Raw genomic sequence first — 22,798 nt, 5'->3', positions numbered from 1 at the left:
CGTCTGGCGGCATGGTTCGCCGTGGATCGGGATTATCGACCCATCACCCACCGTTTCCGTTTCCGCGTCAGGAGGATCGAGTGCCCCTGGTGAGCCTGGAAGGGGTCGGCAAGTCGTTCGGCGCCAACCGTGTGCTGTCCGACATCAACCTGTCGGTGGAATCCGGTGAGGTGGTCGTCGTCATCGGGCCGTCCGGTTCCGGCAAGTCGACGATGTGCCGGTGCATCAACCGGCTTGAGACGATCGACGAGGGCCGCATCCTGTTCGAGGGCCGGCCGCTACCGGCCGAGGGGCGCGAGCTGGCCCGGATGCGTGCCCGGGTCGGGATGGTGTTCCAGTCGTTCAACCTGTTCGCGCATCGGACGATCCTCGACAACCTGACACTCGGGCCGGTCACGGTGCTCGGCCGCAAGCGATCCCAGGCCGAGGAACGGGCCCGGGAGCTGTTGGAGCGGGTGGGTATCGCGGACAAGGCCGACCAGCTGCCCCGGCAGCTCTCCGGTGGCCAGCAGCAGCGGGCCGCGATCGCCCGGGCCCTCGCGATGGACCCGGTCCTGATGCTGTTCGACGAACCGACCTCCGCCCTTGATCCGGAAATGATCTCCGAGGTGCTCGACGTCATGCGGGCGCTGGCCAGCAGCGGCATGACCATGATCGTCGTCACGCACGAGATGGGCTTCGCCCGTTCCGCCGCCGACCGGGTCGCGTTCATGGCCGACGGCCGGATCGTGGAGACGGCCCCGCCAGCGACCTTCTTCGACGCACCGACCTCGGAGCGGGCCCGGGATTTCCTCGGCCGCGTGCTGCGGCACTGAGCGGCGCCGCCCGCATCCCCCGCTTCCTGCCTCCAGTCTCCTGCTTCTTTCCCGCTTCGGCAGCCCGACGGCTCGCGTACCACGCCCCGCTCCCCCACGGAAGGAATGGTTCATGCGCACAGTGTTCAGGCAAGGTCGACCGGCTGGTCGAGGTCATCGGTCGTACCGGCGAGGTGGCGCGCTCGCCCTCGGCGTGGCGCTGCTGGCCACGCTGGGGCTGTCCGCCTGCGGCAGCGACGGCGACGACACCGCGGCCGCGCCGAGTGCCACCGCCAGTTTCGCGCCCGGCACGACCATGGCCCGCCTGCACGACGCCGGCAAGATCACCGTCGGTACCAAGTTCGACCAGCCGCTGTTCGGCCTGAAGAACCTCAGCGGCAAGCCCGAGGGCTTCGACGTCGAGATCGCCAAGATCATCACTGGCGCCCTGGGTGTTCCCACGGACAAGATCAACTTCGTGGAGACCGTGTCCGCGAACCGGGAGCCCTTCATCGAGCAGGGCCGGGTCGACCTGGTGGTCGCCACCTACACCATCAACGACAAGCGCAAGAAGGTCATCGACTTCGCCGGTCCGTACTACGTCGCCGGACAGTCGATCATGGTGAAGAAGGACAACACCGATATCACCGGCAAGGAATCACTGGCCGGCAAGAAGGTCTGCTCGGTCAGCGGCTCGACGCCAGCCGAGAACATCCGCACCCAGGTACCGACCGCCCAGCTCGTCCTGTTCGACGTCTACAGCAAGTGCGCGGACGCCCTGAAGAACGGCCAGGTCGACGCGGTCACCACCGACAACGTGATCCTGCTCGGCCTCATCGACAAGGACCCGGACGCGTTCAAGCTCGTCGGCGAGCCGTTCACCAGGGAGCCGTACGGCATCGGGATCCGCAAGGGCGACACCGCGTTCCGAACCTTCATCAACGACACCCTCGAGGCGTCCTACCGCGACGGCCGCTGGGCGAAGGCGTTCAGCAGCACCGTCGGCAAGGTCGAGAAGTCCACGCCGACGCCGCCGCCGGTGGACCGCTACACCTCCTGACCCTCCGCGACACCTGGCTCTCCGCAACACCTGACTCGCCGCAACTCCTGACTCCCCGCAACTCCTGACTCGCCGCGCCACGCGGCAGCTCGACGCGGGCGGAGACGGCTGCCCGAACCGTCTCCGCCCCAACCGTCTCCGCCCGCAGCGACAGGGAGTTCGCGATCGACACCGTCCTCGACAACCTCGACATCTTCGCCGAAGGCTTCCGCCGCACGGTGGGGCTGAGCCTGTTCGCCGCGGTGGCGGCGCTGATCGGCGGCACCCTGCTCGCGACGATGCGGGTCGGGCCGGTCCCGCCGCTGCGCTGGGCCGGTACGGCCTATGTGCAGCTTGTCCGCAACACCCCGCTGACGGTGGTGTTCTTCTTCGTGGTGTTCGTCCTGCCGCGGCTGGACATCGTGTTCTCGTACTTCGCCTTCGCCGTCCTCGCGCTGTCGATCTACCATGCGGCGCTGGTCTGCGAGGCGGTGCGCGCCGGCATCAACGGCGTGGACGTCGGTCAGGCGGAGGCGGCGCGGGCGCTGGGCCTGACCTTTCGGCAGAACCTGCGCCTGGTCGTGCTGCCCCAGGCGCTGCGGGCCGTCCTGCAGCCACTCGGCAGTGTGATCAGCGCGCTGATCCGCAACACCTCGATCGCCGCGGCCTTCGGCGTCCAGGAACTGACCGGGGTGGTGCAGCGGCTGACCACGGCGAATCCGGACGCCGTGGTCGCCGTCCTGCTCGGCGGCGTCGTCGGCTACCTGATCCTCACCCTGGCGCTCGCCGGCGGACTGGCGATCACCGAACGACGGCTGGAGCGGACGCGATGAGTGCAACACCGCTGGTCCTCGCCGACCCGCCCGGACCGCGGGGACGACGACGGATTCTGTACGGCAGCCTGGTCGCGCTGGCGGTGTTCGCGGGACTGCTCGCCCTCGCCCTGACCCGCCTGGCCGACAAGGGCCAGCTCGACGGTGAGCTGTGGCGGGTGTTCCTCGACCAGCCGGAGCTGCGCACCCTGCTGTGGAAGGGGCTGCTCGCGACGTTGCGCGCCGCCGCCACCGGCATGGTGCTCGCCGTCGCACTCGGCCTGCTGCTGGCTCTGGGCCGGATATCGAAGCGCCGTGTGCCACGCTGGGCCGCCACCACCGCGGTGGAACTGCTGCGCAGCCTGCCGGTGCTGATGCTGATCCTGTTCGCCTACCTGGGGCTGCCGGCGCTCGGCTGGCAGATCTCGACGTTCTGGGCCCTGGTCATCGGCCTGACGGCCTACAACGGCGCGGTACTCAGCGAGATCTTCCGAGCCGGGGTCCGTTCGATCGACCGTGGTCAGACGGAGGCCGCCGCCGCCCTCGGCCTACGTCCGCTGCAGGTGTTCCGGCTCGTCCAGCTGCCGCAGGCGGTGCGACGGATGAGCCCGACCCTGATCAGCCAGCTGGTCACCCTGCTCAAGGACACCTCGCTCGGGTTCGTCATCGCCTACAGCGAGCTGCTGCGCTCGGGCCGCGGTGCGGTGGAGTTCCTCGGGAGCAGGTACGCCCTGCCCATCTACACGGTGATGGCGCTGATGTACATCGTGACCAACGGCCTGCTGTCGTTGCTGGCCCGGTGGCTGGACCAGCGACAGAGCCGCCGCCTTGGCACCGGGCGGTCCACCGTGGCGCTGGACGCCGCGGCCGGCAGCGCCACGAGCTGATCAGCGGGCGGTACCCACCGCCCTGGTCTCCCGCACGACGGTCACCCGGATCTGGCCGGGATAGGTCAGCTCCTCCTCGATCTGGCGGGCGACGTCCCGGGCGAGCAGATGGGCGGCCGCGTCGTCGACCTCCTCGGGTACGACCATGACCCGGACCTCCCGTCCGGCCTGCATGGCGAACACCCGGTCGACGCCCGGCCGGTCGCCCGCGATCCGCTCGATGCTTTCGAGGCGCCGCACATAGGACTCGAGGCTGGCCCGACGGGCACCGGGCCGACCACCGGAGATCTGGTCGGCGGCCTGGGTGAGCACGGCGCACAGCGACCGCGGCGCCACCTCGTTGTGATGGGCCTCGATGGCGTGCACGACCTCCTCGGACTCGCCGTACCGACGCGCCACATCCGCGCCGACGAGCGCGTGGGAACCCTCCGCCTCGTGGGTCAGCGCCTTGCCGAGGTCGTGCAGCAGCGCGGCCCGCTTGGCCAGGGGCAGTTCCAGCTGCAGTTCGGCGGCCATCAGGCCGGCCAGATGCGCACTTTCGATCAGATGCGCGAGCACGTTCTGGCCGTAGCTGGTCCGGTAGCGCAGGCGTCCGAGCAGCACGATCAGCTCCGGGTGCAGCTCGGAGACTCCCGTCTCGACCAGGGCGTCCTCCCCCGCTCGCACGCAGCGGGCCTCGACCTCCACCTGGGCGCGGGCGTGCTCCTCCTCGATCCGGTGCGGATGAATCCGCCCGTCGGCGACCAGCGCCGCGAGCGTGATCCGTCCGATCTCGCGGCGGACCGGATCGAAGCAGCTCAGCAGCACCGCCTCCGGGGTGTCGTCGATGAGGACGTTCACCCCGGTCACGGACTCGAACGTGCGGATGTTGCGGCCCTCCCGGCCGATGATCCGCCCCTTCATCTCATCGCCCGGCAGCTGCAGGACGGTCACCACGGACTCGGTGGTCTGCTCGGAGGCCACCCGCTGGATCGCCGTGGTGACAATGCGCCGAGCCCGCTGTTCGCCCTCCTCCTCGGCTCGGGTCTCGATCTCCCGGACCCGCAGCGCTGCCTGGCGGCGGGTGTCCTGCTCGATGCTGGTGATCAGCTCCGCCCGGGCCTGCGCGGTGGTGAGCCCGGCGACGCGTTCCAGCGCCTGCCGCAGCCGCTTGTCACGTTCGTCCGCCTCGGCGGTGCGGCGGGCGCACTCCGCTTCCCGCTCGCGGAGCTCCTGGTCTCGGTGTGTCACCCGTTCGGACCGCTGGTCAATGTCCGCGACCCGCTCGTCGAGTTCGGCCACCCGCTGGTCAAGGCGCTGCTCCCGGGCCTCCAGCGCCTCCGCCCGAAGCCGCTGCTCGGCCCGGATCGCCGCCGTCTCCACCCGGACGGACTCCGCCTCGGCACGGGCCGTGTCGCGGGCGGCGGCCTCCAACCGCCGCGCCTCCGCGGTGGCCTGCGCCCGAGCCCGGTCACGCAGCGCCGCGGCCTCCTCGGCTCCCCGGCGCCGGATCTGCGCTGCCTCCCGCTCCGCCCGGACCAGCCGCTCCTGCGCCTCCCGCTCCGCCCGAGCCAGCACCGGCGCGGACTCGCCCGCCCCAGCTTCGATCGCCTCGACCTCGGTGCTCGCGGTCTCGGTGCTCGCGGTCTCGGTGCTCGCGGTCTCGGCGGTCGCGGTCTCGGTGGCCGCTGCCTCGGCGGTCGCTGGCTCGATCGGCGTCCCAGGCGGACCCGCGGAGGATGCCAGCGCCGGCTGTGACCTGTCGTCGGCCGGCTGTCGCTGCACGGGGCCTGCCGCGGCGGACGCGGGGAGCACTCGAACGGTCGGCTCTTCGTCCGCCCCGTCGGGAACGTCCGCCGTGGGGGGCAGGACACCGCCCGATTCCAGGGGCAGGGACCTGGAACCGATGCCGAACCCACGCACAACGTCGCCGATCGCGGGCAACCTCGATCGCGCGCGCACCGGGCGCGGCCGCCGACCGTCGGGATGGGTGAGCCGGGCGACCATCACGACCAGCCCGGCGAGCACGAGTACAACGACGGACAGGACGATGATCAGGACGCCTTCCACCGCTGCTCCCTCCGCTGTCGTCCGGCTCGCGGGGGCGAGCTGAACCGAAGCGGCGAAGGATCCACGACCTGGCGCGGACACGGCCGTGGTGGGCGGCAGGCGAACGCCCCCACCGACCGGTGGGCTCGCTTCGACGCGCCCACACCAGACCATCAATGATGGACGGACGGTGAAGCGCACCGGCCTGGGCATCTGCCGAAGACGGATGCCCACGTGTGAAGGTGGATCGGCTGTCTACATCGCGCTATCTGCACCGCGTCGCCGCGGGACCCTGTCACCTTTTCGACCCGAAGGGTAGATCATGACGGATTACCGCGTCAAGAAACTGTGGATATAGCCGGTCACGGGCCATCCGTCGCAATCGCGCCGTCGGACACGCCGGGTTACCAGTTCGCCTCCTCGCCCTCCAGGTCCAGCCCCAGCCCACCCGGGTCAGGGCCATCGGGGCCAGGAGCATCGAGATCGGGGCCATCGGTATCCGTGCCGCCGCGGCGCGCGCCACCGATGTCATGATCATCTGCCGCGAGCTCCTCACGCACGACCCGCGAAGCCAACTGCGCCGAGTAGCCACGTCGAGCCAGCAGAGCCAGCAGCCGCCGGGCCCGCACCGGCGCGGGCAGCCCGCGCATCGCCGCGGACCGACGCCGCACCAGATCTCGGGCGACGTCCTCTTCCTCCGCGTCGCCCACGGCCTCGGTCGCGACCTGCACGACGTCGGCCTCCACTCCACGGCGCCGAAGCTCCGCCGCCAGCGCCTGACGCCCCAGACCACGATGAGTGCGCGCGGAGGAGACGTAGGCCGCGGCGAAAGCGCTGTCGTCCACCAGACCGACCGCGGTCAGCCGGTCGAGCACTGTCTCCGCGACGTCGTCCACCACACCGCGGCGGCGCAGGGTCGTGGCGAGCTCGGCCCGACTTCGTGCACGGGTGGTGAGCTGACGCAGGCAGATCTCCCGCGCCACCGCCACCGGGTCGACGGCTCGGCCACCGCTGTCAGCCGGATCACGCCCGGCAACACCAGCGGAGGTCGGGCCACGTTCGGCGTCCTGCCGACCCGTACGCATCCGCTAGAGGTCGACGGGGACCGGCGCCGCGACCGCGGCCTCGGCCTCGGCCTCGGCCTCAAGCGTCGGAATGATGCCCAGCTTTTCCTTGATCTTCTTTTCGACCTCGTTGGCCAGGTCGGGGTTGTCCCGCATGAAGGAGCGGGCGTTCTCCTTGCCCTGACCGAGCTGGTCGCCGTCATAGGTGTACCAGGCACCGGACTTGCGAATGATGCCGTGCTCGACACCCATATCGATAAGGGAGCCCTCACGGCTGATTCCACCGCCGTACACGATGTCGAACTCCGCCGTACGGAAAGGCGGGGCAACCTTGTTCTTCACGACCTTCACCCGGGTGCGGTTACCCACCGCCTCGGCACCGTCCTTGAGAGTTTCGATCCGGCGGACGTCCAGCCGCACCGAGGCGTAGAACTTCAGCGCCTTTCCACCGGTCGTCGTCTCCGGCGAGCCGAACATGACCCCGATCTTCTCCCGCAGCTGGTTGATGAAGATGGCGGTGGTGCCGGAGTTCGCCAGCGCCCCCGTCATCTTGCGCAGCGCCTGCGACATCAGCCGGGCCTGCAGCCCGACATGACTGTCACCCATCTCGCCTTCGATCTCGGCACGCGGCACGAGCGCGGCCACCGAGTCGATGACGATGATGTCCAGCGCGCCGGAGCGGACCAGCATGTCCGCGATCTCCAGGGCCTGCTCACCGGTGTCGGGCTGGGAGACGAGCAGCGCCTCCGTGTCCACCCCGAGCTTCCCGGCGTACTCCGGATCGAGCGCGTGCTCGGCGTCGATGAACGCCGCGATGCCCCCCATAGCCTGCGCGTTGGCCACCGCGTGCAGGGCGACCGTCGTCTTTCCCGAGGACTCCGGGCCGTACACCTCGATGATGCGCCCGCGAGGGAGCCCGCCGATGCCCAGCGCTACGTCCAGCGCGATGGACCCGGTGGGGATGACCTGGATCGGCAGCCGGGTCTCGTCCCCCAACCGCATGACAGATCCCTTGCCGAACGCCTTGTCGATCTGTGCGAGGGCGTTCTCCAACGCCTTCTCACGGTCAAGTCCTGCCGCCATCGGAGTAACTCCATGCTGAGGTCGTCGATTCTTGGCCACGGGACTGACGCTAGGCCCTGGGTCCGACAGTTTCGAGGGCCGGGACTGATCTGTGGACAAGTTGGCGCATGGGGACAACATACCCGAACAGGAGTTCGATAGCGGAGCGACACGCCGCCGGGGACCCCCTCAGTACTCCCGGGCGGGCACGTCGAACTCCTCGCACACAGCCCGCCACACGACCCGGGCATCATCCCCGCGAGCCAGCGCGGACTCCACCGTGGCGCCGAGGCCGGCCAGCACATGATCGCGGGCGAATGACTCCGCGTAGCTCGATCCGAACTGTGTGTTCATTCTTGCCCAGAACTCGGTCAGCCGCACCCGTCCAGTGTGCACCGTGGCGCACCGAACGTCGGGACGGGGCGTCGCCGACGTTCGACCCGGCCGACGAAAACTGTCGGAGCCCCGTCGCAGACTGGACGGCATGCTGGATGACATGGCCGCCGACCCGCTCGCGCCGTTCTCCGCACCGACGCGGGCGTGGTTCCAGGCAGCCTTCGCCGCGCCGACCCCGGCCCAGCGCGGCGCCTGGGAGGCCATCCGCGGCGGCGGTAACACGCTCGTCGTCGCGCCGACCGGCTCCGGGAAGACACTCGCGGCCTTCCTGTGGTCGCTGGACGCGATCGCCCGCTCGCAGGCACCGCCGGAGCGGACCCGTCGCTGCCGGGTGCTCTACATCAGCCCGTTGAAGGCGCTCGCCGTCGACGTGCAGCGCAACCTGCGCGCCCCACTCGCCGGGATGCGGGCGGCGGCGCAGCGTCTGGGTCTGCCCCAACCCGAGGTGGACGTCGCCATTCGCTCGGGCGACACCCCGGCCACCGAACGACGCGGCTTTCTCACCCGTCCGCCCGACGTGCTCATCACGACGCCCGAGTCGCTGTTCCTGATCCTCACCAGCGCCGCCCGCGAGTCGCTGCGCGGGGTGCGCACGGTGATCGTCGACGAGGTCCACGCGGTGGCCGGCACCAAACGCGGTGCGCATCTGGCGGTGAGCCTGGAGCGGCTCGACGCGCTGCTCGACGAACCGGCGCAGCGGGTCGGCCTGTCGGCGACGGTCCGCCCGATCGACGAGGTCGCCCGGTACCTCGGTGGGAGTGCGCCGGTGGGCGTCGTGCGCCCACCGGCGGCGAAGACCCTCGAGATCGAGGTCGTCGTCCCGGTGGAGGACATGACGAACCTCGGTGGGCCAGCCGCCGAGGCCGACGCCGGCGGCTCCGCCGCGGCGGAGCCCACCCGGGCGTCCATCTGGCCGGCGGTCGAGGAACGGGTCCTTGACCTGGTCCTGGCGCACGCGTCGACGATCGTGTTCGTGAACTCCCGCCGCCTGGCGGAACGGCTGTGCGCCAGACTCAACGAGCGCTACGCGGATCGGTTGGCGGCGGCGGGCCCCGTTCCCGGGCCGCTCGACGCGGATTCCGACGATCCCCTCGGTGACCCTGCCACCCGCGGCGCCGGCCCGCCGGGTGGGCTGCCGGCCGAGGTGATGGGCGCTGCCGGGCTTGCCCGCGTCGACCCCGCCTGGCCGGAGGTGGCCCGTGCCCATCACGGCAGTGTCAGCCGCGAGCAGCGGCAGCTGATCGAGGAGGACCTCAAGGCCGGCCGGCTGCCCGCGGTGGTGGCCACGTCCAGCCTGGAACTCGGCATCGACATGGGCGCGGTCGATCTCGTTGTCCAGATCGGGTCACCGCCGAGCGTCGCCGCCGGCATGCAGCGGGTCGGCCGCGCCGGGCATCAGGTCGACGCGCCAAGCGTCGGCGTGGTGCTCCCCCGCCACCGTGGTGACCTGCTCGAATGCGCGGTCGTCGCGGAGCGGATGCGGGCCGGGGAGATCGAGCGGCTGCGCTGTCCGCGTAACCCGCTGGACGTGCTCGCCCAGCAGATCGTGGCGATGACGGCGATGGAGGACTGGTCCGTCGACGATCTCGGCGCGCTGGTGCGGCGGACGTTCACCTTCGCCTCCCTGCCGGCCTCGGTGCTGGAGGGAGTGTTCGACATGCTGGCCGGGCGCTATCCGTCCGACGACTTCGCGGAACTGCGGCCCCGGATCGTCTGGGACCGGACCACCGGCCTGTTGCATGGTCGGCCCGGCGCGCAACGGCTCGCGGTGACCAGCGGCGGCACCATCCCCGACCGCGGCATGTTCGGCGTGTTCCTGGTCGGGGAGAAGAGCAGCCGGGTCGGCGAGCTCGACGAGGAGATGGTCTACGAGTCCCGCGTCGGTGACGTGGTGCTGCTCGGCTCGTCCAGTTGGCGGATCGAGGAGATCACCGCCGATCGGGTGCTGGTCACGCCGGCCCCGGGCCGGCCGGGCCGGCTGCCGTTCTGGCACGGCGACACGCCCGGGCGTCCGGCGGAGCTCGGCCAGGAACTCGGCGCGTTCGTGCGCCAGCTCGGCCAGCTCGACGCCACCGCGGCCGACGCCCGGCTGCGCGCCGCGGGGCTCGACACCTGGGCCGCCGCGAACCTGCTGCGTTACCTCGACGAACAGCGCGCCGTCGCCGGCCATCTCAGCGATGACCGCACGATCGTGGTCGAACGTTTCCGCGACGAACTCGGTGACTGGCGACTCGCCGTGCACTCGCCGTTCGGCGCGCCGGTGAACGCGCCGTGGGCGCTCGCGCTCGGCGCCCGGCTGCGCGAGCAGTACGGCACCGAGGTGCAGATCATGCACACCGACGACGGCATCGTCGCGCGCATCCCGGACGGAGCGCAGGAACCCGGCGCCGAGCTCGCCGTGTTCGACCCCGACGAGATCGACGCGATCGTGCGAGCCGAGATCGGCGGCAGCGCCCTGTTCGCCAGCCGCTTTCGCGAATGCGCCGGTCGGGCGCTGCTGCTGCCGCGGCGCACCCCCGGGCGGCGCACACCGCTGTGGCAACAGCGCCAGCGCAGCGCGCAACTGCTGTCGGTGGCGGCGACGTTCGGTGACTTTCCGATCGTGCTGGAAACGATGCGGGAGTGCCTACAGGACGTGTTCGACACCCCGGCCCTGGTCGATCTGATGCGCAGGATCGCGGGCCGCTCGCTGCGGGTCGTCGAGGTGGCGACGCCGACACCGTCCCCGTTCGCCGGCGCCCTGCTGTTCGGCTATGTCGCCGCCTTCATGTACGACGGGGACGCCCCGCTGGCCGAACGGCGCGCCCAGGTTCTCTCGCTGGACAGTTCGCTGCTCGCCGAACTTCTCGGCGAGGCCGACCTGCGTGAGCTCATCGACCCGGCCGCGCTCGCCCAGGTGGAGGCCGACCTGAGCCGGCGCAGCCCCGAGCGCCACGCCCGCGACGCCGAGGGTGTCGCCGACCTGCTGCGCCTGGTCGGCGATCTGACCCTCGAGGAGGCCGTCGCCCGCGGCGCGACGTCACAGTGGCTCGCCGAACTCGAACACGCCCGGCGCGTTCTGCGCGTGCGCATCGCCGGCGAGGAACGCTTCGTCCCGGTCGAGGACGCCGGGCGACTCCGTGACGCGCTCGGGGTCGCCCTGCCGATGGGCGTGCCCGACGCCTTCACCGCACCGGTCGAGGATCCCCTCGGCGATCTGCTGTCCCGCTACGCCCGCACCCACGGGCCGTTCGACGCCACCGAACCCGCCCGCCGTCTGGGCCTGGGCGTCGCCGTTGTCACCACGGTGCTGGACGCGCTGACCGCCCGCGGCCGGCTGGTGCGCGGCGAGCTGCATCCCGCCCGCGCGGGCGAGCAGTGGTGCGACGCGGAGGTGCTGCGGATGCTGCGGCGGCGCAGCCTCGCCGCGCTGCGACGGGAGATCGAACCGACCCCGGTCCGCGCGCTCGGTGCGTTCCTGCCCGCCTGGCACGGCATCTCCAGGGCCGGGCAGCGGGCCGCCCGCGGTGTCGACGGTGTGCTGCAGGCCATCGAACAGTTGCAGGGTGCGCTCATCCCGGCCAGCGCCTGGGAGCGGCTGGTGCTGCCGGCGCGGGTGCGTGACTACTCTCCGGCACTGCTCGACGAGCTGTGCTCGGCCGGCGAGGTCCACTGGGCCGGTGCCGGTGCCCTGCCCGGCGGGGATGGCTGGCTCACCCTCGTCACCGCCGACGCCGCGCCGCTGCTGCTGCCCGCACCCGACCCGGACGCCGCGAGCAGCCCGCTGCACCTCGCACTCCTGGACACACTGAGCGATGGATCGGCGCTGTTCATGCGTGCGCTGTCCGACCGGGTCGGGTCGCTGGACGACACCGCGCTCACCGAAGCGCTGTGGGATCTGGTCTGGGCTGGTCAGATCACCAATGACACGCTGGCACCGCTGCGCGTGCTGCTCTCCGCCGGCCGCGGGCCCACCGGTGGCGCCGGGCCCGGCGCGGCTCGCGTTCGGCGGGCGCCGGGGGTCCGTCCAGCGCGTTACGGTCGACCGGCGCTGCCGCGACGCACCGGGCCGCCGACCGCGGCCGGTCGATGGTCGGCGCTGCCAGCCCGCGACGACGACCCCACCCGGCGGGCCCACGCCCAGGCCGAGGCGCTGCTCGAACGGCACGGCATCGTCACCCGCGGGGCGGTCACCGCGGAACATCCACCGGGCGGCTTCGCCGCGGTCTACCGGGTGCTCAGCGCGTTCGAGGACGCCGGACGGGCGCGGCGCGGGTACTTCGTCGAATCGCTCGGCGCCGCGCAGTTCGCCGTGCCCGGCGCGGTCGACCGGCTGCGGGCGATCGCGGCGACCCAGCGCGATGACGCCGACGCCCCGGCCTGGGCACCCGGGCCCGGCCGTCGGGACCCGCAGGGCGCCACGTCCGACGCGGTCGTGCTGGCCGCGACCGACCCGGCGAACCCGTTCGGCGCGGCGCTGCCCTGGCCGGACCGGCCGACCGCCGGGCCCGACCTGCCCGCCGGGCACCGGCCGGGCCGCAAGGCCGGCGCGCTGGTGGTGCTGGTCGAGGGCCACCTCGTCCTCTACGTCGAACGCGGTGGACGTTCCCTGCTGACCTGGACGACCGACGACCAGCTCACCGACCGGGCCGCCGGCGCGCTGGCCCGGGCGGTCGTCGACGGGGCGCTGGGCGCCCTGCATGTCGAGAAGTCCGATGGGGCTGCCGTCACGGGTAGCCCCATCGGCGTCGCGCTGACCCGGGCCGGATTCGCGCTGACCCCACGCGGGCTGCGTCTGCGCAGGTGAACGAACCGGCTGTCGTCTCCACCTGGGACCGGCGGGTGCGGGCCCTCACGGTCGGCCTGGTCGCGATCATCACGCTGGTCGCGTTCGAGGCGCTCGCCGTGGTCACGGTCCTGCCCGAGGTCGCCGCCGACCTGCGCGGCTTCACGCTGTACGGCTGGGCCACCAGCGCGTTCTTCCTCGGCACGACGATCGGCATCGTGCTGGCCGGCGGTGACACCGATCGGGCCGGCCCCGCCCGACCCTTCACCGTCGGCCTGGTGTGTTTCGTGATCGGGCTGCTGATCGCCGCGATGGCGCCGACGATGCCGGTACTGGTCGCCGCCCGGGCCCTCCAGGGCGTCGGAGGGGGCACGATCCCCGCCGTGGCCTACGCCGCCATCGGCCGGACCTATCCCCACGAGCTGCATCCTCGGGTCTTCGCCGTGCTGTCCACGGCGTGGGTGGTGCCGGGGCTCGGCGGTCCGGCGCTGTCCAGCCTGATCGCCGAACACCTCGGCTGGCGGTGGGTCTTCGGCGGCCTGCTTCCACTCACCATCGTCTTCGGCCTCATCCCGCTGCGCGCGCTTCGGGCGTTGCCCGCCGTCACCCGGGCAGACGGCGCCGAGGGGCCCAGCTCCGCTGTCCCGGGCGGCGGTGGCGGGCTGACGGTGGCGGCGGTACGGGTCACCCTCGGCGCCGGACTGGTGCTCGCCGCGTTGACCAGCCGGTCCCCACTGGGACTGCCGTTGCTGGCGGCGGGACTGGTCTGCGCGGGCGGGCCACTGCGGCGGCTGCTCCCGGCCGGCACGCTGCGGATGCGTCCAGGCATCCCGGCCGCTGTGGCCAGCAGGGGCTTGCTGACCTGCGCCTTCTTCGGGGCGGACCCGTTCGTACCGCTGTCGTTCACCGCGGTGCGCCATGAATCGACCATGGTCGCGGGAATCGCCGTGTCCGGCGCGACCCTGTGCTGGGCCGCCGGGTCCTGGACCCAGGCGCGCCTTGCCGGACGAGTGCAGATGCGCAGCGTCGTCACCGCCGGGCTGGTCCTCGTCGCCGTCGGGACCGGGGGGTTCGCCACGGTCCTGCTCGAGGGGGTGCCGCTGGCTGTCCCGGTCGCCTGTTGGGGCGTGGCCGGCTACGGTATCGGCCTGTCGTACTCGACGATCGTGACGCTGGTCCTCGCGCTGACCCCGCCGCAGCGTCAGGGCGAGGCCAGCATGGCGGTCTCGCTCACCGACAACCTGGGCACGGCGTTCGGCGCGGGACTCGGCGGCGTGGCGGTGGCCGCGAGTCAGGCCACGGGCGGGGCGCCGACCACCGGGCTCGCCGCCACCTTCGCCCTGACCGTGTCACTTGGCCTGGTGGGTGCGCTGCTGGTCGCCCGCAGACTCCCGGAGGACGGACATGCCGGAGGGTGACATCGTGTGGCGGGCGGCGCGGCGGATGGACGCGGCACTCGCCGGCGAGACAGTGCTGCGCAGCGACCTGCGAGTACCAGCGCTCGCCACCGTGGACCTGTCCGGACAGCGGATCAGCGGCGTCACCGCACGCGGCAAACATCTGCTGACCAGATTCGACGGTGGGCTGAGCCTGCACACGCACTTTCGGATGGAGGGCAGCTGGCACCTCTACCCACCGCAGGCACGGTGGACCGGCGGGCCGGACTGGCAGGTTCGCGTCGTGCTCGTCACCGCGCGACAGACCGCGGTCGGTTACCGGCTGGCCATCGTCGAGCTGCTACCCGGCGACCGTGAACACGAGGCGGTCGGCCATCTGGGACCGGATCTCCTCGGCCCCGACTGGGATCTCGAGGCGGCTCTCACCCGGCTGCGGGCCCGTCCACGGCGCTCCATCGGCGCCGCGTTGCTGGACCAGCGCAACCTGGCGGGTCTGGGCAACATCTGGCGGACCGAAGCCTGTTTCGTCGCTGGCGTCTCGCCATGGACGGCGGTGCAGGACGTACCCGACCTCGCCGGGCTCATCCGCCGAGCCCAGCTGATGATCTCCGCTGGTGCTCGGGGCGGCCATCAGACGACGACCGGGTCCCCACGTGCGGGGCAGGAACACTGGGTCTACGGCCGGGCGGGACGGCCCTGCCGGCGGTGCGCAACCCGCATCCTCGTCGCCGACAGCACGGACGGGGACGATGAAGGGGACGGTCACCTGGCCGATGGCGATGGCGGCGGGCCCGGGCGCGGCCACGGCGAAGGTCGCCGAACCACGTGGTGCCCGCACTGCCAGCCATCTGGTACTCGCTATACGCAACGTGCGCCGATCAGCCCGACGGGGGCGGGACGTGAGCTCCGGGCGAACACGGGTTCCGCAGGGATCAGTTTCGGGAGAAGGAGATCAGGCGGGCCCGGCCACGGGTGAACGCGCCCTCGGCCGCCTTCAGGCTGATTTCAAGATCTGCGGCGGCTTCCCGGGTGCTCATTCCCGCCGCACGCGCCATGATCACCTGACGTTCCCGGCCGCGCAACGTGCCGGCTCGAGCCAACAACCAGCGCGCCTCGGCCCGGTCGCAGACCGCGTCGTCCGGCGCCGGCTCCCACGGCTGCAGATACCCACGGACCACGGCCCGCTCGGCCCGCTGGCGGGCCCGGTGATGGTCGACGCACAACCGCAACACAGTGGTCGTCAGGAACTGACCGACCCGACTTGCATCAAGATCACGAAATCCCGCGGCGCGAATGAACGCCTCGTGCACGCAGTCCTCCGCGTCCGCCTTGCTGGGCAGTCGACGGCGGGCGATGTGGATCAGCCGCTCCCGGTGCGGGAGAATCAGCGACCAACGCTGCTCGCTGTAGGGCCGGTCCAGCTCGGCGACGCCTGCGCCGACCACGGAACCGACCGAGGGAATCTCCTCGGTTGGGCATGTCACGGTAAGTCCACCTCTGACCTGCTAGGACCGCGCCACCCCCCAGCGCCCTACGGGCCGATCCGGTACGCGCCAGTACCGGGGACCGCAACGCGCCTTGGTCTTGTGTGCCTGCTGTGTGCCAGACAGCGAGCCTTGGACAAGCCGGACATTACACATCCACTCCTGGGCAGGCCAGTGTCGTCCGACCTAACCCGCTCGCAGACAAGCACAACACTTACGCACAGTGTGCACGACAGGGGCGGATCTGTTGACTTTGCAGCGACCCAACGCCACCAAACGGCGATAAATCGCCTCGCGGACCGGCCAGATGGTTGCGCAGCCCCCCACATGACCTATGACGGATTGCCATGTACTACTCTCCGTAATCAATGAACCGGGCGTAAACGTGACGATCTCTCCCCCGTAAGTGCCACCCAGTTGGATAGCTGACACTGTGGGGGACGCCCTGTCCGCCGTACTGGCCCGAGCAGCCCTCAACCGGCCAGCGAACGCAGCGCACGCGCGTACTCGCGCAGCAGGTCGGTGTCGGCGTGCAGGCGCGCCAGATCCGCCGTGGGAGCCGCCGAGCCACCGACCACGTCGACGGCGGCCACCAGCAGATCGTCGAGCCCGGCGGCCGACGCCACCATCGCGGCGGCCAGCTCGTCGCGGGTGCGGACGAGCCCGGCTCGCCGCTGCGGATCGGTCATCGCCCGCATCGCCGTCTCACATGCCACCATCCGCACCGCCCCGAGCCGCAGGCCGTCCACCACCTCGACCGCGCCGGTCACCGCGCCTCGCAGCAGACCGCCGGACGGGCCGGCCGAGCCGCCCAGCGAGCGGGCGAGTGCGACCAGAGTGCCCAGCGCCGCCTCGCCTCGGCGCAGCGGCGCCGCGGCAGCGGATCCGCGCAGCGCCCACGGGCTCGGCGCGTTCGCGCCCGGCAGACGCAGCGCCGCGTCATCGCGACGCAGCTCCGCGAGTTCCCGACCACCAAGCCCGGCCCGGGCGAGGGCCGCCGCGCCCAGCAGAAGCCACTCCCAGCCACCGAGCACCGCACCCACCGGCGAGAGCGCCGCGAGGGCGCTCCATCCTGTCGTGGTCACCGCCACCCACCGTCCCACCCAGCGCCGCCCCCGCACCTCACGGCGCTGGACCCGGCGCAACGAACGGCGTTCCACCTCCGCACCGACCCAGTCCGGTAACGCGGGCACGGTCGCCGCGGCGGCGTCGAAACGGCGGGTGCGGCTAGGACCGTCCATCGCCGGCCGGCCCCTCCCCCGCCGTGGGATCGCCCTTGGTCAGCGACGGCGGCACCAGCGATTCGCCCTCGGCGCCGGCCGTGAGCGCACCACGCAGCTCGGCGAGGCGGGTCTGCGCACGCGCGTCCAGCGTCGCCCGACGCACCTCGACCATGCGGGCCTCGGTGCCTCGCGAGGCAAGCTCGTGGCGGCCGAGCGCCACCGCGTAGCGGTGCTCGACCTTGTCCCGGATCTCGGCGAGGGTCGGTGTGTCACTGGCGGGCGCGAGGGTCGACATCCCCTCCATCGCCCGGGTCATCTGCTCCTGCATGGCGGCATGCTCGATCTGGGTCAGCAGCCGGGATCGTTCGGTGAGATGCCGCCGCATCCGCACCTCGTTGTCCTCCACCGCTGTGCGGGCCTGGGCCGCGGAGGCCACCGCCTGCCGGTGCAGGTTCCGCAGATCCTCCAGCGACGACTCCGCGGTGAGCAGCTGGCTGGCGAAGGCCTGCGCGGTCTCCTCGTAGCTGGTCGCACCAGCGAGATCACCGGCGGCGCTGGCCCGATCGGCCAGCAGCAACGCCGAACGCGCCGACTCGGTGAGGTTCGTGACCTCATCCGCCTGACGGGCCATCTGCATCTCAAGCTGGCGCTGGTTACCCAGCACCAGGGCGGCCTGCTGGATCAGCGCCTCATGCTGACGGCGGGCATCCTCGATAGCCTGGTCGATCTGGACTCGCGGATCCGCTCGCTCGTCAAACTTCCGGTTCGCTGACGCGGACAGGTAGCGGGCAATCCTGCGAACCACATTCGCCATACATCGATCGTCGCACGAGCCGGCCCCGTCGGCGGCTCCACCGTGGAGGCAATCGAGTCGGCCTCATGTCAGACCGGCGGACTCAGCGTCGTACGACCGCGGCCCGCGCAGATCAGGCAGGGCCGGCACGCCGGAACGAACCCACCGCGCGCGGTCGCGAACACCACGAGCTGCTCGCCGAGCCCGTTACAGCCCTTGCACACCTGGATGGGCCGATGCCCGGGCTCGACGTCCTCCTCCTCGGGTCGTGAGGCGGTGCTCACGTCACCTACTCTCTCTGGCCTTCTCGCCGCAGTGCCTGTAACCGGGGACAGTGGCAGATCCACGGGCCAGCCGCCACTGCGCTACCCCTTCCGGGCCAGCACACGCCCGGGTCAGACCATGGCCTGGAACATCCAGTGCTGCTGCTCGAGATCACGCACGATGCCAATGATCAGGTCCTGGGTGACCGGATCGGGTTGCCCGGTGATGTCCATTCTTGTCCGCATCCTGGTCACGGTCGCGGCGAGGACCTCCGTCACCAGCCGCAGCACCTTCTCATCCGCGACATAGCCGACCTCGACGCCGGGCAGATGGGTGCCGCGGGCGACGGTCGCCGACTGACCGTCCGGATTGATCCCGATCGCCACGGCCCGTTCGGCGACGTCATCGGCGTAGCGTCGAGCCAGCGTGACCACTTCGTCGAGCTGAAGATGCACGCTACGAAATGTCCGGCCCGTCACGTTCCAGTGCAGCTGCTTGGCGAACAGGCTCAGGTCGATCAGATCGACCAGAGCGCCCTGCAGCGCCTCGCCGGCAATGATGCCAGCCTCGTCGGACAGTGGGCTTCGGATTGCACTCATGGCTCGGTGGCCCCCTCACTCTCAGGCGTTCGCCTGCATACACAGACGTGCCCGGGATCGAGGTGCGTAAGCCGACGGTCAGGCCGCCCGTTCCACCACCGTCGGACGAGCCGGTACTACCACCGTGGCACCGCCCACTGTCGCGCCGACCGCGAGCTCGGCGAGCTCCAGGTCCTCGCTGACCTCACGCAGCAGATCGGCGAGCCGGACCCCGAGGGCCTCGCAGATCGCCGCGAGCAGCTCGGAGCTCGCTTCCTTCTGGCCGCGTTCGACCTCGGACAGGTAGCCGAGCGACACTCGGGCCGCCGACGACACCTCCCGAAGCGTGCGGTGCTGATCCTGACGGCGGCGGCGCAACGCCTCGCCGATCATGCGTCGGAGCAGGACCATCGAGCCTCCTCCTTCGTCCGCGGGATGCGTTCACCGTATACCCACCACCACGGCCCTCGGGCCGTCGTTGATGGGACTGTAACTGTGTAAGCACCTCGGGTCCGGCGATTACTCCCGTGTCTCGTCGAGAGTCCATCACCGAGTGCGTTCAGACTGCCACATCCGACCCCACGGTCAACGTCCGACGGAGCAGATCCAGCGCGGACACGACAGCGAACATCCGTACCCGGGCCCGATCGCCGGGCAGCCGCACCAGCCGGGTGATCACACCCCGCGGGCCGGCGAGACCAAGATGCACCGTCCCCGGCGGATGCCCCTGCGCGCCGCCCGGGCCGGCCACTCCGGTCGTCGACAGACCATAGTCCGCACCCAGCCGGTCGCGGACCCCGGTAGCCATCGCGGCCGCCGTCTCCGCCGACACCGGCCCCCGTGTCGCGAGCACATCGGCATCCACACCCAGCACCGATGCCTTCACCTGCGTCGCGTAGGACACCACGCCCCCGCGGAACACCGCACTCGAGCCCGGCACCTCGGTCAACCGGCCGGCGAGCAGCCCACCGGTGATCGACTCGGCCACCGCGAGCGTCGCCGAGCGCACGCCGAGCAGGGCAAGGACGACGCCCTCAAGCGTGTCGTCGTCGCTGCCGTACACCCCGTCCCCCAGCGCTGCCCGGGCCGCCGTCTCCACCGGAGCGATCAACGCGTCGGCCTCGGCCCGATCCCGCGCGCGGGCGGTGATCCGGACCCGGGTCTGCCCCTCGCTGGCCAGGAAGGCGATCCTCGGATTGCCGATCGGAGCGAGCCGATCGACCTCCTCGGCCAGCGCCTGGGCCACGGAGGACTCCCACATACCCGCGGTGCGCAGCACCCGGTGCACGACCACCGCCGGCTGGCCGGCCCGGCGAAGCAGATCCGGCAGGACACTCGCGGTGAACATCGCCGTCATCTCGAACGGCACGCCCGGCATCGCGTAGACAACGCCGGCGCCGATCTCCATCCGCACACCGGGCGCGGTCCCCGCGAGGTTCGGCAGCGGCTCCGCACCGACCGGCAGTTCAGCCTGACGGAAGTTCATGCTCGGCAGCGCGTCGCCGCGACCCTGGCGCTCGTAGCGACGGGCCAACTCGTCGGCGAGCGCCTCCACGCGGCGCACCTCGACTCCACCCGCTGCGGCGGCGACGCCCTCGCGGGTCAGGTCATCCTGGGTGGGCCCGAGGCCACCGGTGATCAGCACGGTGTCCGCGCGGTCCAACGCCGAACGGATCGCGGCAGCTATCGTCTCCACGTCGTCACCGACGACCACCGACCGTTCGAGGGTCACCCCGACATCGGCGAGCTGGCCACCGAGCCAGGCGGCGTTGCCGTTGACGATGTCGCCGTAGAGCAGCTCATCGCCGACAGCCAGCAGTTCAGCACGCATCGGCATACCCCTCGCGGTCCGTGGGAGTCTCCCCGTGCGGCTGCCGCAGCAGCCGTTGGGCCGCGGCCTGCCGGCGCAGGGCCAGCGCCCGGTAGACATAGTCGACCCCGGTCGCCACCGCCACGATCACTCCGGCCGCGAGAATCACCGCACGGCTGGTCGCCGCCACCCCCGACAGCGGCAGCACGTACAACCCGATCGCGACGTTGAGCAGCAGGGTCTTCGCCTTGCCACCTCGGCTGGCGGCGATCACTCCGAATCGGATGACCCACAGCCGCAGCAGGGTCACGCCGATCTCCCGCACCAGGATCGCCACCGTGACCACCCAGGGAAGTTCACCCAGCGCGGACAGTGAGATCAGCGCGGCTCCGGTCAGTGCCTTGTCGGCGATCGGATCGACAAGGATGCCGAAATCGGTCACGAGATGCCAGCGGCGGGCGATCAGCCCGTCGATCTGGTCCGTGATCGCGGCCACGACGTAGGCCGCGAACGCCGCGTACCGCCAGCTGTCACTGTCCGGCCCGGCAAGCAGGAAGGCGACGAAAACCGGCACCAGCACCAGACGTGACACCGTGAGCACATTGGCCACGTTGAGCACCGGAGCACCGTCGGGAGTGGCTGTCACGTCTCGACGGCCGCGACGGCGCCGCGCGGCGCCCGGTCGAGCACCGCCTCGAACTCGGCGATCAGATCCACGCCTTCGGTCGCCACCACCCGCGCCTCCACCAGATCACCGACCCGCACCGGATCCTGTCGCGCTGGACCGGACAGGCGCACGACACACGCCCCATCGACCTCGGGCTGCTGGTGGCCCGCGCAGCCATGGGCCAGCCCATCCGTGACCTCCTCGATGAGCACCTGAACCCGTTGCCCGAGGCGCCCGGCCGCGCGATCCGCGGTCAGCTGCTCGACGAGATCGGTGATCCGCACCCGGCGACGCTCGATCTCCTCGACCTCGATCTTCCCTGGCAGACCGACCGCTTCGGTACCGTCCTCATCCGAGTAGCCGAACACGCCGACCGCGTCCAGCTCCGCCTCGACGAGAAACTCGGCGAGAACATCCACGTCGGCCTCGGTCTCGCCCGGAAAGCCCACGATGACGTTGGATCGCGCGCCGAGTTCCGGGTTCAACGCACGGCCGCGGCGAAGCAGGTCAAGGAAGTGCTCGGCGCCACCGAAGCGTCGCATGCGGCGCAGCACACCCGGACTCGCGTGCTGAAACGACAGGTCCAGGTACGGCGCCAGACCCGGGGTGGTCAGCAGCACCTCCACCAGCGACGGTCGCAGCTCCGCTGGCTGCAGGTACACCGTTCGCACCCGCACGATGCCCGGCACCGCCGCGAGCCGCGGCAGCAGCCCCTCCAGCGCACGCAGATCACCGAGATCCTTGCCGTAGGACGTCGAGTTCTCGCTGACCAGCACCAGCTCACGCACCCCCTCGCCGGAGAGCCACTCCGCCTCGGCAAGCACATCCTGCGCTGGCCGCGACACATGCGAGCCACGGAACGACGGGATGGCGCAGAACGCGCATCGCCGATCGCATCCGCTGGAGATCTTCAAGGCCGCGACCGGACCTGCCGTCAATCGCCGACGCTCCACGGCCACCTGCGTCACAGCGCCATGCCCGGGCACATGAACCGCGGCGGCGGATCGATCCACCGGAGTGATCGGCAGCAGACTCCGGCGATCACGCGGCCGGTGGGCCGGCACCTCGGCCCCCGCCAGGACCGCGTCCAGGTGCTGGCCGATGCGCGGGTACGCGTCGAAACCGAGCACCGCATCAGCCTCGGGAAGGCTCGCCGCGAGATCACCGCCATACCGCTCGGCCAGGCATCCGACAGCCACAACCGCTTGCGGTCCGTCGATGCCTTCCTGACCGCGCAGATCGTCAGCGGCAAGCAGGGCGTCGATCGAATCCTTCTTCGCGGCGTCGACAAAACCGCAGGTGTTCACCAGCACGGCGTCGGCATCGGCGGCCTCGTCGACCAACTGCCACCCCTGAGTGGCAAGGCGGGCCGCCAGCTCCTCCGAATCCACCTCGTTACGGGCGCAACCGAGCGTGATCAGAGCTACCCGGCGAGATGCACGTGTGGACACGAGGTCAGGCTACCGGGGCAGCGGCGACCGGCGCCGCACCAGCCCGACATGGCCGACAGCGACAGCCTCGCCACGCGCTCTCGATTCACTTGATCCTCGGCACCCGACACCGCCGCGGCGCGGCATCTGGCGCAGGGCTGCATCGATCCGTCCCTTCTTTCGATCATCATCGGTATGGCCGCGGGATCCGTGCGGCGGTTCCGCGGAACCGCCGCCCCACCCCCCCGGCGCGCCCCCCCCCCCCGGGCCCCGGGGGGGGGCCAGCCCCCGGCGGCCCCCGGCGC

Annotated in this window: 20 protein-coding genes; 7 read left to right on the top strand and 13 right to left on the bottom strand. The window is 71.3% G+C overall.

What is annotated here, in order from left to right; translation table 11 throughout:
- Positions 1 to 80 precede the first annotated feature (80 nt).
- From MXD61_RS00955 to MXD61_RS00940, 4 genes are all read left to right on the top strand, one after another.
- Entirely contained in the window at positions 81 to 815 is a 735-nt protein-coding gene (locus MXD61_RS00955; RefSeq protein WP_163547414.1) for an amino acid ABC transporter ATP-binding protein, read from the top strand.
- Positions 816 to 927: 112 nt separating this feature from the next.
- On the top strand, positions 928 to 1,854 hold the full coding sequence (locus tag MXD61_RS00950; protein WP_248810862.1) for a glutamate ABC transporter substrate-binding protein: 927 nt from the start codon (positions 928 to 930) through the stop codon (positions 1,852 to 1,854).
- Between the two features lie 164 nt (positions 1,855 to 2,018).
- Positions 2,019 to 2,666 carry an amino acid ABC transporter permease gene (locus MXD61_RS00945; protein WP_372512032.1) on the top strand — a complete coding sequence of 216 codons (648 nt, stop codon included), beginning with the start codon at positions 2,019 to 2,021 and terminating at the stop codon, positions 2,664 to 2,666.
- Complete coding sequence (locus MXD61_RS00940) at positions 2,663 to 3,532, top strand: amino acid ABC transporter permease (RefSeq protein ID WP_248810858.1); 870 nt, start codon at positions 2,663 to 2,665, stop codon at positions 3,530 to 3,532. The genes MXD61_RS00945 and MXD61_RS00940 overlap by 4 nt, the downstream gene beginning before the upstream one ends.
- Here the strand turns inward: MXD61_RS00940 and rny are convergent, their stop codons facing one another.
- The 4 genes from rny to MXD61_RS00920 all read right to left on the bottom strand — a co-directional run bounded on the left by rny (position 3,533) and on the right by MXD61_RS00920 (position 8,067).
- On the bottom strand, positions 3,533 to 5,581 hold the full coding sequence (gene rny, locus MXD61_RS00935) for a ribonuclease Y (protein WP_248810856.1): 2,049 nt from the start codon (positions 5,579 to 5,581) through the stop codon (positions 3,533 to 3,535). It lies immediately after the preceding gene.
- Positions 5,582 to 5,964: 383 nt separating this feature from the next.
- The gene (recX, locus tag MXD61_RS00930; protein ID WP_248810854.1) at positions 5,965 to 6,645 is read right to left on the bottom strand and encodes a recombination regulator RecX; all 681 of its coding nucleotides are present in this window, start codon (positions 6,643 to 6,645) and stop codon (positions 5,965 to 5,967) included.
- Positions 6,646 to 6,648: 3 nt separating this feature from the next.
- Positions 6,649 to 7,707 carry a recombinase RecA gene (recA, locus tag MXD61_RS00925; protein ID WP_248810852.1) on the bottom strand — a complete coding sequence of 353 codons (1,059 nt, stop codon included), beginning with the start codon at positions 7,705 to 7,707 and terminating at the stop codon, positions 6,649 to 6,651.
- 168 nt (positions 7,708 to 7,875) lie between these two features.
- A complete protein-coding gene (locus tag MXD61_RS00920; RefSeq protein WP_248811050.1) occupies positions 7,876 to 8,067 on the bottom strand; it encodes a DUF3046 domain-containing protein in 192 nt (63 codons plus the stop codon).
- Between the two features lie 103 nt (positions 8,068 to 8,170).
- Between MXD61_RS00920 and MXD61_RS00915 the strand changes: the two genes are divergently transcribed.
- Genes MXD61_RS00915 through MXD61_RS00905 form a run of 3 tightly spaced genes read left to right on the top strand, consistent with a single transcriptional unit; the run spans position 8,171 to position 15,220 of the window.
- Complete coding sequence (locus MXD61_RS00915) at positions 8,171 to 12,868, top strand: ATP-dependent helicase (protein ID WP_248810850.1); 4,698 nt, start codon at positions 8,171 to 8,173, stop codon at positions 12,866 to 12,868.
- Complete coding sequence (locus MXD61_RS00910; RefSeq protein ID WP_248810848.1) at positions 12,865 to 14,265, top strand: MFS transporter; 1,401 nt, start codon at positions 12,865 to 12,867, stop codon at positions 14,263 to 14,265. Before MXD61_RS00915 ends, MXD61_RS00910 begins: the two co-directional genes overlap by 4 nt.
- Positions 14,252 to 15,220 carry a DNA-formamidopyrimidine glycosylase family protein gene (locus MXD61_RS00905; RefSeq protein WP_248810846.1) on the top strand — a complete coding sequence of 323 codons (969 nt, stop codon included), beginning with the start codon at positions 14,252 to 14,254 and terminating at the stop codon, positions 15,218 to 15,220. Before MXD61_RS00910 ends, MXD61_RS00905 begins: the two co-directional genes overlap by 14 nt.
- On the opposite strand, the gene MXD61_RS00900 is transcribed toward MXD61_RS00905, so the two are convergent.
- From MXD61_RS00900 to rimO, 9 genes are all read right to left on the bottom strand, one after another.
- Positions 15,177 to 15,728 (bottom strand): RNA polymerase sigma factor, encoded by a 552-nt coding sequence (locus MXD61_RS00900; protein ID WP_163548889.1) that lies wholly within the window; start codon positions 15,726 to 15,728, stop codon positions 15,177 to 15,179. The two genes, MXD61_RS00905 and MXD61_RS00900, sit on opposite strands and share 44 nt — an antisense overlap.
- A 473-nt stretch (positions 15,729 to 16,201) precedes the next feature.
- A complete protein-coding gene (locus MXD61_RS00895; protein WP_248810844.1) occupies positions 16,202 to 16,969 on the bottom strand; it encodes a hypothetical protein in 768 nt (255 codons plus the stop codon).
- Entirely contained in the window at positions 16,956 to 17,765 is an 810-nt protein-coding gene (locus MXD61_RS00890; RefSeq protein WP_248810843.1) for a PspA/IM30 family protein, read from the bottom strand. The genes MXD61_RS00895 and MXD61_RS00890 overlap by 14 nt, the downstream gene beginning before the upstream one ends.
- Before the next feature lie 68 nt (positions 17,766 to 17,833).
- Positions 17,834 to 18,028 (bottom strand): hypothetical protein, encoded by a 195-nt coding sequence (locus MXD61_RS00885; RefSeq protein ID WP_248810841.1) that lies wholly within the window; start codon positions 18,026 to 18,028, stop codon positions 17,834 to 17,836.
- Positions 18,029 to 18,139: 111 nt separating this feature from the next.
- Positions 18,140 to 18,607: a DNA starvation/stationary phase protection protein gene (locus MXD61_RS00880; RefSeq protein ID WP_248810839.1), complete on the bottom strand. Its 468-nt coding sequence runs from the start codon at positions 18,605 to 18,607 to the stop codon at positions 18,140 to 18,142.
- A gap of 78 nt (positions 18,608 to 18,685) precedes the next feature.
- Positions 18,686 to 18,997: a helix-turn-helix domain-containing protein gene (locus MXD61_RS00875; protein WP_248810838.1), complete on the bottom strand. Its 312-nt coding sequence runs from the start codon at positions 18,995 to 18,997 to the stop codon at positions 18,686 to 18,688.
- Positions 18,998 to 19,145: 148 nt separating this feature from the next.
- A complete protein-coding gene (locus tag MXD61_RS00870; RefSeq protein WP_248810836.1) occupies positions 19,146 to 20,417 on the bottom strand; it encodes a competence/damage-inducible protein A in 1,272 nt (423 codons plus the stop codon).
- Positions 20,407 to 21,042, bottom strand: a complete 636-nt coding sequence (locus tag MXD61_RS00865; protein ID WP_248810834.1) for a CDP-alcohol phosphatidyltransferase family protein — start codon at positions 21,040 to 21,042, stop codon at positions 20,407 to 20,409. Before MXD61_RS00865 ends, MXD61_RS00870 begins: the two co-directional genes overlap by 11 nt.
- On the bottom strand, positions 21,039 to 22,514 hold the full coding sequence (gene rimO / locus MXD61_RS00860; RefSeq protein WP_248810832.1) for a 30S ribosomal protein S12 methylthiotransferase RimO: 1,476 nt from the start codon (positions 22,512 to 22,514) through the stop codon (positions 21,039 to 21,041). Before rimO ends, MXD61_RS00865 begins: the two co-directional genes overlap by 4 nt.
- Between the last annotated feature and the right edge of the window lie 284 nt (positions 22,515 to 22,798).

The sequence above is a fragment of the Frankia sp. AgPm24 genome, from assembly GCF_023243055.1.
Classification (GTDB): Bacteria; Actinomycetota; Actinomycetes; order Frankiales; family Frankiaceae; genus Frankia; species Frankia umida.
The sequence above is the reverse complement of the archived record's forward strand: the minus strand, read 5'-3'. Positions and strand labels throughout refer to the sequence as shown.